The sequence below is a fragment of the Bacteroides sp. 90-K9/2 genome (assembly GCF_047310725.1).
Classification (GTDB): Bacteria; Bacteroidota; Bacteroidia; order Bacteroidales; family Bacteroidaceae; genus Bacteroides; species Bacteroides vicugnae.
The window spans coordinates 189,877-202,380 of the sequence record NZ_JBCGVL010000003.1 but is presented as its reverse complement, the minus strand read 5'-3'; the positions used below and the strand labels follow the sequence as shown (position 1 = coordinate 202,380).

10 protein-coding genes are annotated in these 12,504 nt (G+C 42.2%); 6 read left to right on the top strand and 4 right to left on the bottom strand.

Going from position 1 to position 12,504, the window contains the following annotated elements:
• Positions 1–6: 6 nt before the first annotated feature.
• From AAHJ11_RS10250 to AAHJ11_RS10240, 3 genes are read left to right on the top strand one after another with little or no spacing between them, the layout of a single operon-like run.
• Positions 7–1,464 (top strand): RagB/SusD family nutrient uptake outer membrane protein, encoded by a 1,458-nt coding sequence (locus AAHJ11_RS10250; RefSeq protein WP_320974681.1) that lies wholly within the window; start codon positions 7–9, stop codon positions 1,462–1,464.
• A gap of 24 nt (positions 1,465–1,488) precedes the next feature.
• The gene (locus tag AAHJ11_RS10245) at positions 1,489–2,655 is read left to right on the top strand and encodes a metallophosphoesterase (RefSeq protein ID WP_234132873.1); all 1,167 of its coding nucleotides are present in this window, start codon (positions 1,489–1,491) and stop codon (positions 2,653–2,655) included.
• 20 nt (positions 2,656–2,675) lie between these two features.
• Positions 2,676–3,824, top strand: coding sequence for a metallophosphoesterase (locus AAHJ11_RS10240; RefSeq protein WP_320974680.1), 1,149 nt, complete (start codon positions 2,676–2,678; stop codon positions 3,822–3,824).
• An 82-nt stretch (positions 3,825–3,906) separates the two neighbouring features.
• Here AAHJ11_RS10240 and trxA read toward each other — a convergent pair whose 3' ends face one another.
• From trxA to AAHJ11_RS10220, 4 genes are all read right to left on the bottom strand, one after another.
• Entirely contained in the window at positions 3,907–4,404 is a 498-nt protein-coding gene (gene trxA / locus AAHJ11_RS10235) for a thioredoxin (RefSeq protein ID WP_320974679.1), read from the bottom strand.
• 388 nt (positions 4,405–4,792) lie between these two features.
• Positions 4,793–6,292, bottom strand: coding sequence for an L-lactate permease (locus AAHJ11_RS10230; protein ID WP_320974678.1), 1,500 nt, complete (start codon positions 6,290–6,292; stop codon positions 4,793–4,795).
• Between the two features lie 92 nt (positions 6,293–6,384).
• Positions 6,385–7,836 (bottom strand): DUF3868 domain-containing protein, encoded by a 1,452-nt coding sequence (locus AAHJ11_RS10225; RefSeq protein ID WP_320974677.1) that lies wholly within the window; start codon positions 7,834–7,836, stop codon positions 6,385–6,387.
• Positions 7,837–7,860: 24 nt separating this feature from the next.
• Positions 7,861–8,448, bottom strand: coding sequence for a DUF3575 domain-containing protein (locus AAHJ11_RS10220; protein WP_074637672.1), 588 nt, complete (start codon positions 8,446–8,448; stop codon positions 7,861–7,863).
• Positions 8,449–8,694: 246 nt separating this feature from the next.
• Here AAHJ11_RS10220 and AAHJ11_RS10215 point away from each other — a divergent pair, with 246 nt between their 5' ends.
• The 3 genes from AAHJ11_RS10215 (at position 8,695) to AAHJ11_RS10205 (ending at position 12,475) form a co-directional block, all read left to right on the top strand.
• Positions 8,695–10,239 (top strand): acyl-CoA carboxylase subunit beta, encoded by a 1,545-nt coding sequence (locus AAHJ11_RS10215; RefSeq protein WP_099147610.1) that lies wholly within the window; start codon positions 8,695–8,697, stop codon positions 10,237–10,239.
• A 155-nt stretch (positions 10,240–10,394) separates the two neighbouring features.
• On the top strand, positions 10,395–11,906 hold the full coding sequence (gene accC, locus AAHJ11_RS10210; protein WP_148364887.1) for an acetyl-CoA carboxylase biotin carboxylase subunit: 1,512 nt from the start codon (positions 10,395–10,397) through the stop codon (positions 11,904–11,906).
• A 44-nt stretch (positions 11,907–11,950) separates the two neighbouring features.
• Positions 11,951–12,475 carry a biotin/lipoyl-containing protein gene (locus tag AAHJ11_RS10205; RefSeq protein ID WP_004297139.1) on the top strand — a complete coding sequence of 175 codons (525 nt, stop codon included), beginning with the start codon at positions 11,951–11,953 and terminating at the stop codon, positions 12,473–12,475.
• Positions 12,476–12,504 lie beyond the last annotated feature (29 nt).

Genomic DNA, 12,504 nt, shown 5'->3' with positions numbered 1-12,504 from the left:
ATAAGTATGAAAAAGATAAAATATATAGCTTTAGGTGTCTTTGCAACCTTATTGAGTAGTTGCGGAAATGACTGGTTAGATTTGCAATCTTCCACAGCTATAGAAACCGACGGTTCATTGACCGAATTAAGGGATTTTGAATTTGTGCTGAACGGTGCATACAGCAGTATGCAGTCATCCAGTTATTATGGAGCGGATATGTTCTGCTATGGTGATTTGAGGGGAGATGACATGAAATCTTATAAGTCTTCCAGCACCAATGTCAGTTTCTATACATTCAAGTATAATAAGACGAATGGACCTAGTGGCTTCTGGGGAATGTACTACGGTATTGGTAAGAACCTGAACATTTTATTCAGGGATATTGAAAAGATAAGGCTTGTTCCCGATCGGGAAATTACAACTCCGAAACTGGAGAAACTGACAGAGCAGGAGTATTATAATGATTTGAAAGGAGAGGCTTTGGCAATACGTGCTTTGTTGCTGTTCGATATGACACGTATTTACGGGTATCCTTATCTGAAAGATAACGGGGCATCATTGGCTGTGCCCATTATTGATAAAGTGGTAGAAGATAAGAATATCAAACCTTCCCGCAATACGACTGCCCAATGTTATAAGGCCATCACAGACGACCTGACAGATGCGGTGAAGCTGCTTCGTCCGGTAAAGAAAGAGGGTAAAATCAATAAATGGGCGGCAATGACATTATTGAGCCGGGTTTACCTCTACATGGGTAATGACGGTGAGGCGTATAATGTGGCTGCTGAAGCTGTCAAAGGTGCCGAAAAACAAGGCTATAAGTTGTGGACCAATGATGAATATGCCGAGATATGGGCTACTCCGTTCAATAGTGAACTGTTGTTCGAAATTGTGAATCTGACAACTGATAGTCCGGGAAAATCATCCATCGGTTATCTTAGCACGAAATATAATCTGATAGCTACCGAAAAGTATTGGAAAGACTACATGAAAGATAATTCCGATGACGTCCGTAGTCAGATGGTTTCTACGGCAAGTAGCAGTAAACCTTATTGTTTGAAATATCCGGCACAAGGTTCTAAATCGTATGAAGATGCCAATATCCCGGTTTTCCGTTTGTCGGAACTCTATCTGAATGCGGCTGAAGCTGCGGTTAAGAAGAATGATATACCTAATACGCGCAAGTATCTGAAACCGATTTATGCACGTACGGGCAAGGACCTGGATGCTGTGGCGGACGAAGACATAAATTTGGATCTGGTGCTTGAACAGCGTCGCATTGAATTCTGGGGCGAGGGACAACGTTTCTTTGATCTGCTTAGAAACAACAAGAAAGTGATACGTGAAGACTATTTGAGCGAAGTTCCCAATGAAGCAGTTGAGTTTGATTGGAGTTATTATAAAATCGTTCTTCCTGTTCCTAATCACGAAATGGAGTACAATGAAAACATGGTTCAGAATCCGGAATATGAATTGCATTAATTAACGCATTAACGTATAGAAATTATGAAAAAGATATATAGCATCTATTTCCTTTTGGGTTTGTTCATCACGGCCTTTTATTCGTGCGGGGAAGATCTGACTCCCGTGGGACCGGATATAGCTGAAATCACTCATTTCCGTAATGATGGTCCTTACCTTTTCTATGAAAACGGTAAACTTAAAATTCTGGAAGTGACTAAAGATAATGCATTGAACATTCGTGAAGAGTCCGGATTACCGGCCGGATTGAAACTGGATGTGTATTCGGATGATAATCAACTCCTTTTTCAGGTACCCATTAATAAGATTGAGAATTTTGAACGTCCGGCATGGGAAGACCGTACAGAGTATGCTAAAACATTTGCCGTATCCGACCTTCACGGGCGTTTCGACTTGTTTGCCGCTATTCTGAAAACAGGGGAAGTGATTAATGATAAATATGAATGGATATATGGCAGTAACCATTTGGTGATTGATGGTGATATTTTCGATCGTGGGGCAGACGTGCTTCCTATTTTATGGCTCATATACAAATTGGAATTTGAGGCGAAAGCCGTTGGTGGCAGAGTGACAACCATCTTGGGGGATCACGAAGAAATGATAATGCGTGATAATCTGAAATATACGTATGCCAAGTACAACACTCTTTCGCAAAGAGCGATGAACATGACCTATGGAAAGATGTGGGGACTGACGAATGTGATGGGTAACTGGCTGCGTTCTAAAAACACCATTCAGATTGTAGGTGAAAACCTTTATGTTCATGCAGGATTGAGTAAGGCGTTTATGGAACGCGAAGAGACGATTCCCGAAATCAATGAACTGGTGAGCAAGAGCATTTACCTTTCAAAAGAGGAACGGAAAAAACAATATCCGGAGATTGCCGATTTCCTTTATAGTGATAGTTATAACGGTCCGTTGTGGTATCGCGGAATGGTTAAGACTGGCAGTGAGTACAGTCCGATAAAGGAAGCGGATGTAGATAAACTTCTGGCTCAATATGATGTCAAACGTATTATTATCGGTCATACGGAAAATAGTCGTGTGAAGTATACCTATAATAAAAAAGTATATGATATTTGTGTCAATCATCCCAAGGCTTTTGAAAAAGAAACTCGTGCCGTAGTTATTGAAGGGGATGATATTAAAGCCATCAATGACGAAGGAGAATTAGTAACGATTAAAAAATAAACTTCAAGAAAGAAAAGAATATGAGCACTCGTTTTTTGAGATTATTTCTTTCCACTCTTGTTCTCGTTTTAATAAGTTCCGGCATTCAGGCCGGAACTTATCATTCAGGAGATAAGAAGAAAGAGAAAAAAGAGAAATTGTCTGGTGACGGACCCTATATACTCTATCAGGCAGACGGTAGTACACGGGTTATTAATGTTAATAAGAAAGGACGGATTACAGATAAGACTTATGCGACATTACCTAAAGATTTCAGTTTCCGTGTGACGGATCATGAGGGACGGTATCCGTTTGATGTAAAACTCCATCCATTAAAAAGACCGGAGTGGCAATATACCCGTCCGGAAAAAGTTTTTGTGATGTCCGATCCTCATGGGCGGCTGGATTGTGTGATTAGTCTGTTGCAAGGAAACGGAGTGATTAATGATAACTATCAATGGAATTTCGGTAGCAATCATTTGGTGATTATCGGGGATATTTTCGACCGTGGCAAGGATGTACTGCAGATCTTTTGGCTGTTCTATAAATTGGAAGACGAAGCGGCTAAAGCAGGAGGTCATGTCTCTTTCCTTTTGGGAAACCATGAGGCTCTGGTGTTGTCCAACGATCTTCGCTATACAAAAGATAAATATAAATTGCTGGCAGAAAAACTGGGAGTGGAATATCCTTCATTATTCGGCACAAATACCGAATTGGGGCGTTGGCTTGCAACACGTAATACAATGCAAATCATTGGAACCGATTTATATGTACATGCCGGATTAGGAAAATTATTCTATGATAAGGACTTGAATATCCCCACTGTGAATGAGGAAATGAGCCGGGCACTTTTCATGAGCAAAAAAGAGCGTAAAGCGCTTTCTCCACTGACTGATTTTCTGTATGGCAATGACGGTCCGATCTGGTATCGCGGCCTGGTGAGAGAAGATTCCAAGTATAAACCGTTGGTACAGGACTCTTTACAAATGATGTTGGATCGTTATATGGTAAAACACATCCTTGTGGGGCACACTATCTTCAAGGATATTTCAACCTTTTATAATGGTAAAGTCATCGCTGTCAATGTTGACAATAAGGAGAATCGGAAGAAAAAGCGTGGACGGGCTGTATTGATAGACAATGGGGTTTATTACGTTGTTGGTGACGACGGTGTTCAGAGAAAACTATAATGAGCCTAATTAGAACTAGCCCTCTATCCATCTTCAAAAGACGAATAGAGGGTAGTCACCATGGCGAGAAAAAAGTCGAAGTCTATTGCTTTGCTTCGTTATTCTGTTTCAGAAGAAATTCATCAATTGCTTTTTTAAGCTGGTCTTTGGGCATAGCTCCCTGCATGATTCTAGGTTCCTCTTTCATCGGAATCATCAATAGGGTAGGGATGCTGCGGATACCGAATGCCGCTGCCAGATCTTGTTCTTTGTCCACATCAATCTGGTAGATATCTACTTTACCGCTATATTCTTTACTCAGTTCTTCCAGAATCGGGTGCATCACCTTACATGGACCACACCAGGTAGCATAGAAATCTACGATCGCAGGACGGCTGCCCTCAAATTCCCAATCGTTCGGATTGGCTTCATAATTATATACTTTCTTTAAAAAATCTGCTTTATTTAATGCTACTACTTCCATTTTATTGTCCTCCTTAGTTGATTCATTACTCTTTTTATTTTCTCCGCTGTTGCCTGCGCAAGCTGTGGTTGCCAATACAACGGCAAAAGCACTCAATAAACCTTTCATTAGTTTCATATACTATTCTTTCTTTTTGTTTTCTCTGTTGCAAAGATAGGGGATATAAAGGGAGTAAAAAATAGCAATTTGACAGAAACTCTTGGCAAAACTTCCCTCGGATAGTTACTGAACGCTAAAATTTGTCTATTCACCCTTTAAAAACCAGATTAGAAAAGAATATATTTAGGCACGGATTACACGGATTAACGCGGTCACTTTGCAGTAATGATAACACTAAAAACCGTGAAATCCGTGTAATCCGTGCCTAATTCCTTATTTATAATTTCACTCATAACCGTACCAAAATGAGCTAAATGCTTTGCCATCTAATGGCTAAACGGAAATATTGTCACGCATTATCTCGCTTTGTTAACGGTACTATTATCTTCTTCTATTTTTGGGGGAATTAACTGAAAATATAAACAATAATTCCGGTAATCGCTACATATACTAATGCATACGGAATAGCCGCTTTCAGTATTTCACCTTCTTTTCCCTGTTGGTTTCCGGCAGAAGTAGCAATAGCAATACTTTGCGGGGAGATAATCTTACCACCTGTAGCGCCTACTGTATTTGCCGCAGACAGCCAATCCGGACTAACATGAATCTGTCCTGCCACACTTGCTTGCAACTTTCCGAAGAGGATGTTGGAAGACGTATCGCTTCCGGTGATAAATGTTCCCAGACAACCGATAACCGGAGCAAATAACGGATACAAACTTCCGGTAGCCGTAGCCAGTGCTGTGGCAATCACAGCGATCATTCCGGAACTATCCATAATAGTAGATAACCCCACGAGGCAGATAACCGTAATGAATGTTTTCTTCAACTGCTTCACGGTATTCCAAAAAACGATGAACAGATCTTTTACTTTAGCCCCCTGAATCAATCCACCGATAAAAGTACCGATGAAAAGCAATACTCCGGCATGAGTCAGCCAGGAAATAGTATAATTGACGGTGGACGCATTGATAGGCAGACTGATTCTCGTAATCCAATTGTTCTCTAAAGTATGACGCAATCCCGGAAAGAGTGGACTGGTCAGGATAATCAGAAACAGAATCAGTAAATAAATGCTCCATGCATTTAATATATCTTTCGTTTTCAGATGACTTTTTCGTGCTTTCTCTTCTTTGGATGCAGTCAGTTTTCCATAAACAACGATTACGATAATAGAAAGAATACTGCCGATTATGGCCGGAGATTCAGCACCCATATATTTAGCAGCCAGATATTGACTGACTAAAGAAACTCCGCCTACCAATAAAGCCAGGAATATATTTTTCGGGAGCGATTTAAGTTTGGAGTCAGTAAGGAAAAGTAGAACCAGCGGAATCAGGAACATTAAAACGGATAATTGCAATACGACATTCGTACTAAGATGCAATACGTCCAAATTCGTTTCTTTGGCCAATACCAATACCGGAGTTCCGATTGCTCCGAAAGCAGTGGCTACACTATTGGCAATCAGACTCACCGTTGCCGAAAAGATAGGCTTGAATCCCAGACTGATAAGAATTGCCGCCGGAATAGCTACTGCTGTTCCGAAACCGGCCATAGCTTCCAATAGACCTCCGAATCCCCAAGTCAGTAATAACACCTGAATACTTTTATCGGTAGAAATAGAAGCGAATTGCTGTTTAATAATCTCCATCTTTTCAGTTTTCAACAATACATTATAACTGAAAATAGCCATCAGAATAATGATTAAGATAGGAGAGACCGCTTTTAATGCTCCATATAAAAAGGAGTAAAACAGATTGTCTACCGAGAAAGCGAAGCCGAAAAGAGCAATCAGCATCGTCACGATCAGAGAAATGATACTACTTTTGTCACCCGACATTTTAAAAAATGCCATCAGTATAATCAACAGTAACACAGGAATAATGGCAAGGATCAAGGTCATAATTATCAGATTTAAAAAGTGGAACGTCGTTTATTATTGATATAACAAACGAACGCCCCACTTTGGTCGGTTGAATAAATAGATTTTTCTGTTTATTTCATCTTCACACTTAAAATTTGTTGTAATTGTTTTAAGTTGGCAAGGGCAGCTTCGTTACCTAGCTTTGCTGCTTGCTCAAATGCAGCCATGGCACGGTTGATGTCTCCGTTAAGGAAATTGTAGACTCCGGTATTGTTTATAAACTCGGCAGTATTATGATCGGCTTTCTCCATAAACTTCACTGCTGCATTCAAATCCTTTTGTGATAATGCGACGGCTCCTGCGTTCAGGTTGGCTACAGCGTCAGTAGGATACATGCGTACGGCAATATCGAATACATTCACAAAATCCTTGCTGCCTTTCGGATAACTGTTGGCCACCTGATACATTTCGTTCAGACTAAGATATTTCGGATTTTCCCGGATAATGATACGCCCTTGTTCAACATCGAAATTGACAACGGTATAGTCAATCTTGCAGTTCACTTTACGCAATCCCGGATAAATCTCTTTCAGCATACTACGGTAAGGAGCTCCGCCGCCTACACGCATGATTTCCTGTTTACGTTTGGCATCGTCAGTTGTATTTTTGATGATGTTCAGGAATGTTTCCTTCTCCTTCATCGAAGAAGATTGGAGTGCTTTTACTAATCCATCCCAGTTTTCTCCACCGAAAGTCACTTTATATAGTTTGGAAGACACTTTTTCGTTCTTAACCAGATAATCCTTCAAAGCTTCCGCACGTTTTTTGGAAAGCTGTTCATTGAAGGCAAGAGGTCCTTCCGGCGAGGCGAAACCTTCGATTCTGATACCTTTCACAGTCAGGTTCCGGTCATTCTGTATTTTGTCAAACATGGCATGGATATTCACCAATTCAGCATGATTGTTCATGAAGTCGGTCTGAATTACCGATTTGTTGACCGGAAAATCCAGATGTGCCTCATATTGTTCGCTACGGTTCTTGACCACTTCTACGGTTGGCTGGATATAGGCAATGATAGGAGACATGGCACTTAAACGTTTGGCTTCGGTAGATACATCATTGGTAATCAGTTCCTGTGCATTCATTTCCTGATAATTGCCGCATCCGCATAAATTCTCTACAAGTTGCAAACTGGCATTAGCCATCCAGGGTTTGTAAGGAATCACCTGCGTATAATTAAAAGTTTCCCTTTTATTATAAGGAACGATAATGGCGGTTGGTTCTTGCTTGGTTATTGCCAGACCGCGGATATATGCTTTTTCGCGTCTTTTACCATTGACGATGATTTCTTGCAAAGGTACATTATGCTGTCCGTCTGTCAGCAGGGGGATAAGGCTTAAACTTCGGGCGGAACCTATTGTCAGATTCTTCATGTCGAAAGTCATGCCGACATAAAGAGAGTTACCTTGTTGCCATAAAGATACGTTTGAGAGAGTGAGCGCATCGTTCAGGAATTTTTGTGCATGAGCCGGCAGAATAGTGGCTGCAAGAGCTATAAATAGATAAATAAGTTTTCTTTTCATCATTGTAAGTTTTAGAAAGTTCGATTATTTGATGACATAAATGAAGCTAAGACCGACTTTGGTCGGGCCGAAATAATTACGGGTGTTGTGTCCCAGCTTTTCACATTTACAATCACGGGCATATTTATCATATTCCAGACGGGCATATCCCACGCCGATGGTTGCTTCCATACTCCAGCGCTTGCTTATGAGCCATTGGTATCCATAGGAAATGCCGGCTCCGTACAGATTGCCGTCGTAACGGTCATGTCCCATTCCGAATATATTCAGATTGCTGACATTCATTTCTCCGTAATGTCCGTGCAAACCGAAGAAACTTCCGTTGAAACGTTCGCAGAGCCAATAGCGTAATTCCGGCTGAACGAGCCAATGCTTGATTTGACGGTCGTCACCAAACTTCCACGGATTGTAATTACCGGATATGTCGAGAGTCAGTTTCTTTGCCAGTCCCACTTCGATTCCTAAGTTGGGTGTAGTAGTGGCCCAATAGAGAGCATTGGTCTTGATGGCAAATTTGGGTAGATAGGTTTCATTCCGTTGTACCTGTGCATGAATACTTGTACCGAACACGAGCAGGAAACCGGCTGCTAATAAGATTTTAATTGTTCTCATTTTGTTAGGGTATAGGTTTTATTAAAAATGATAAGCGATAAACAGAAAAGCATGGACATTTGTTGTCGCAACCTGCAAAAAAAGCTTCCTGAATAAATAGAAAAAGATGTTTTAAGGCATAAATGCTAACAAATTCCGTACACGATGCGTTCATTATATAAAAGTATCTTTGTGTAATCAATATGACAATGATTTCATTTATTACTATTTATTTTTACACACATACAATTTTAATAACTACAGCCTATGAAAGAGCTTATTAACAATCTGGAAGAACTGAACAGGAAAGCAGAAAAAGGCGGCGGAGACGCTCGCATTGAAAAACAACATTCTGTGGGCAAACTGACCGCCCGTGAACGCATCGATTTATTATTGGAGAAAGGTTCGTTTATCGAACTGGATAAGTTGGTAACCCATCGGTGTACCGATTTCGGTATGGAAAAGCAGAAATTTGCCGGAGACGGGGTGGTGACGGGATATGGTATGATTGGCAAGCGCTTGGTTTATGTATTCGCACAGGATTTCACCGTATTTGGAGGAGCTCTTTCAGAAACGCACGCTAAGAAGATCTGCAAAGTGATGGACATGGCTATGCAGATGGGAGCGCCTATCATCGGATTGAATGATTCGGGAGGCGCGCGAATTCAGGAAGGGGTACGTTCTTTGGCCGGATATGCCGAGATATTCCTGCGCAATTCTATGGCATCCGGAGTGATTCCACAGATTAGCGCGATCATGGGACCTTGTGCCGGTGGTGCGGTTTATTCTCCTGCATTGACCGATTTTATTCTGATGGTGAAAAACTCCGGTTATATGTTTATTACAGGACCGGATGTGGTGAGAAGCGTGACACAGGAAGAAGTGACTAAAGAAGAACTCGGCGGAGTAGGCGTGCACATGACAAAGTCCGGTGTAGCCCATCTTTCTGCGGAGAATGATATTGAGTGCATCAATTATATTCGCGAATTGATCTCCTATCTGCCGGGGAATAATATGGAAGAGCCTCCGTTTGTAGCGACCAGCGATTCGCCGACTCGCCTGACTCCGGAACTGGCAGATTTGATTCCGGCCAATCCGAATCAGCCATATAATATAAAAGAGATGATAGAAGCGGTGGCTGATGATAATAGTTTCTTCGAACTTCAGGCAGAATATGCTGCGAATATTGTGACGGGTTATATCCGCCTGAATGGAAAAACGGTGGGAGTGGTGGCTAATCAGCCATTGGTGCTTGCTGGTACACTGGATATCAATGCGTCTGTCAAAGCCGCCCGTTTTGTCCGCTTCTGTGATGCTTTTAATATTCCTTTACTGACATTGGTAGATGTGCCGGGATTTCTTCCGGGAGTCGATCAGGAATATGGTGGAATTATCCGTAACGGGGCAAAACTGCTTTATGCTTATTGCGAGGCTACGGTTCCGAAAGTGACGGTTATTACCCGCAAAGCATACGGTGGTGCTTACGATGTGATGAGTTCCAAGCATATCCGTGGAGATGTAAATCTTGCTTTCCCTACTGCCGAAATCGCAGTGATGGGACCGGATGGAGCTGTGAATATCCTTTTCCGTAAGGAAATAGATAAAGCCGAGAAACCCGAAGAGAAACGGAAAGAACTTCAGGATGATTATCGCGGAAAGTTTGCCAATCCTTACCGGGCGGCGGAACTGGGATATGTGGATGAAGTGATCGATCCGGCGGTAACCCGTTTGAGATTGATTCGAAGTTTCGAGATGCTTGCCAACAAACGGCAATCGAATCCTCCTAAGAAACATTCCAACCTACCGCTTTAGGCTTGTTTATGGATTGAATTTAGGCACGGATTACGCGGATTTCACGGTTGCTTTATGTGGTAACCTTTATTCTGCAAGCAGTGTAATCCGCGTAATCCGTGCCTAATATTATTTGATTGCTCTTTTAAGTTTTTATTTCTCAAAAGAAAAAGATTATGATAAAGAAAATATTAGTAGCCAACCGGGGTGAGATAGCGATGCGTATCTTCCGCACTTGCCGGGTGATGAATATCTCGACAGTGGCTGTTTATACCCATGTAGATCGCGGGGCTTTGCACGTCCGTTATGCAGAAGAAGCCTATTGCATTTCCAATTCGCCGGAAGATACCTCTTACTTGAAGCCGGAATTGATATTGTCCATTGCCAAAAAGACCGGAGCCGCTATTCATCCGGGATACGGTTTCCTGTCAGAGAATGCGGATTTTGCCCGTCGTTGTGAAGAAGAGGGAGTGATTTTTATCGGACCGAGTGCGGATATTATTTCCAAAATGGGAATCAAGACGGAAGCCCGTAAGATTATGCGTGAAGCAGGATTACCCATTGTGCCCGGAACCGAAACGCCCGTACAGGGCATTGATGAGGTGAAGAAGGTCGCTAATGAAGTCGGCTACCCCATTATGTTGAAAGCACTTGCGGGAGGTGGAGGCAAGGGGATGCGTCTGGTACGTACGGAAGAAGAGGTGGAAACAGCTCTCCGTTTGTCACAATCCGAAGCAGGGACCTCCTTTGGCAATGATGCGGTTTATATTGAAAAATATATTGAGAATCCGCATCATATCGAAGTTCAGATCATGGGAGACAAGTATGGAAATGTCGTTCATCTGTATGAACGTGAATGTTCCATCCAGCGTCGTAACCAAAAGGTGATAGAAGAAAGTCCTTCTCCTTTTGTGAAAGAAGAGACGAGAAAGAAGATGTTGAAGGTAGCTGTGGAAGCCTGTAAGAAAATAGGTTATTACAGTGCCGGGACATTGGAGTTTATGATGGATAAAGATCAGAATTTCTACTTCCTTGAGATGAATACCCGTTTGCAGGTGGAGCATCCTGTGACGGAGGAGTGCACAGGCGTTGACCTGGTACGGGATATGATTACTGTTGCTGCCGGAAATCCGTTGCCTTATAAACAGGATGATATACAGTTTAGCGGAGCAGCGATCGAATGTCGTATTTACGCCGAAGATCCGGAGAATAACTTCATGCCTTCTCCCGGTGTGATTACTGTCCGTGAAGCTCCCGAAGGCCGTAACCTGCGTCTTGACAGTGCCGCTTATGCGGGATTTGAGGTCTCTTTGCATTATGACCCGATGATTGCAAAGCTTTGTTGTTGGGGACGTACCCGTGCTTCGGCCATTTCCAATATGGCACGTGCTTTACGAGAGTATAAGATTCTGGGAATTAAAACGACAATTCCTTTCCATCAACGTGTATTGAAGAATGCGGCTTTCCTGAAAGGTGAATACGATACGACATTTATCGATACGCGTTTTGATAAGGAAGATCTGAAACGTCGTCAGAATACTGATCCGACTGTGGCTGTCATTGCAGCCGCAGTGAGACACTACGAGAGGGAGAAAGAAGCGGCTTCCCGTGCCACTACACTTCCCGTAGTGGGCGAATCGCTCTGGAAGTATTACGGTAAATTGCAGATGACTGCTAATAATTATTAAATTAAAAATTGAGAATTGAAAATTAAAAAATAACGGAATTGGTTATGGGTACAACATTAGCTACATATTACGCCAAGCTTCAGGATATGCCGGACAGTGAATATAAGGTAGAAATTCTGGAGGACGGGCCAATCAAGAAGATTGCGGTCAATGGTAAGATATATGAGGTCGATTATAATATGGGTGGTGACTCCATTCATTCGATCATCATCGATCATCACTCGCATGGAGTGCAGATTTCTCCTTCTTCCAATAATTCATATACGATTATGAATAAAGGGGAGCTTTATCAGATTGAATTGCAGGGAGAAATGGAGAAGATACATAATGCCCGCACTGCTGCTGAATCCGTAGGGCGTCAGGTGGTACAGGCACCGATGCCGGGAGTTATCTTGAAGACGTATGTAAAGAAGGGAGATCTCGTGAAGCGGGGTGATCCGCTTTGTGTATTGGTGGCGATGAAAATGGAGAATGAGATACGTTCGGTGACGGATGGAGTTGTGAAAGAAGTATTCGTGGAAGATGGCATGAAGGTGGGATTGAACGACCGGATTATGGTTATTGAGTAATTCTTTGAAAAAAACAGGGTAAATACGTG

Coding starts and splice junctions, on each gene's coding strand:
- AAHJ11_RS10225 (WP_320974677.1), bottom strand. CDS start 7,836: ATGAAAAGAAAACTTATTTATCTATTTATAGCTCTTGCAGCCACTATT.
- AAHJ11_RS10240 (WP_320974680.1), top strand. CDS start 2,676: ATGAGCACTCGTTTTTTGAGATTATTTCTTTCCACTCTTGTTCTCGTT.
- AAHJ11_RS10250 (WP_320974681.1), top strand. CDS start 7: ATGAAAAAGATAAAATATATAGCTTTAGGTGTCTTTGCAACCTTATTG.
- AAHJ11_RS10205 (WP_004297139.1), top strand. CDS start 11,951: ATGGGTACAACATTAGCTACATATTACGCCAAGCTTCAGGATATGCCG.
- AAHJ11_RS10220 (WP_074637672.1), bottom strand. CDS start 8,448: ATGAGAACAATTAAAATCTTATTAGCAGCCGGTTTCCTGCTCGTGTTC.
- accC (WP_148364887.1), top strand. CDS start 10,395: ATGATAAAGAAAATATTAGTAGCCAACCGGGGTGAGATAGCGATGCGT.
- AAHJ11_RS10215 (WP_099147610.1), top strand. CDS start 8,695: ATGAAAGAGCTTATTAACAATCTGGAAGAACTGAACAGGAAAGCAGAA.
- AAHJ11_RS10245 (WP_234132873.1), top strand. CDS start 1,489: ATGAAAAAGATATATAGCATCTATTTCCTTTTGGGTTTGTTCATCACG.
- AAHJ11_RS10230 (WP_320974678.1), bottom strand. CDS start 6,292: ATGACCTTGATCCTTGCCATTATTCCTGTGTTACTGTTGATTATACTG.
- trxA (WP_320974679.1), bottom strand. CDS start 4,404: ATGAAACTAATGAAAGGTTTATTGAGTGCTTTTGCCGTTGTATTGGCA.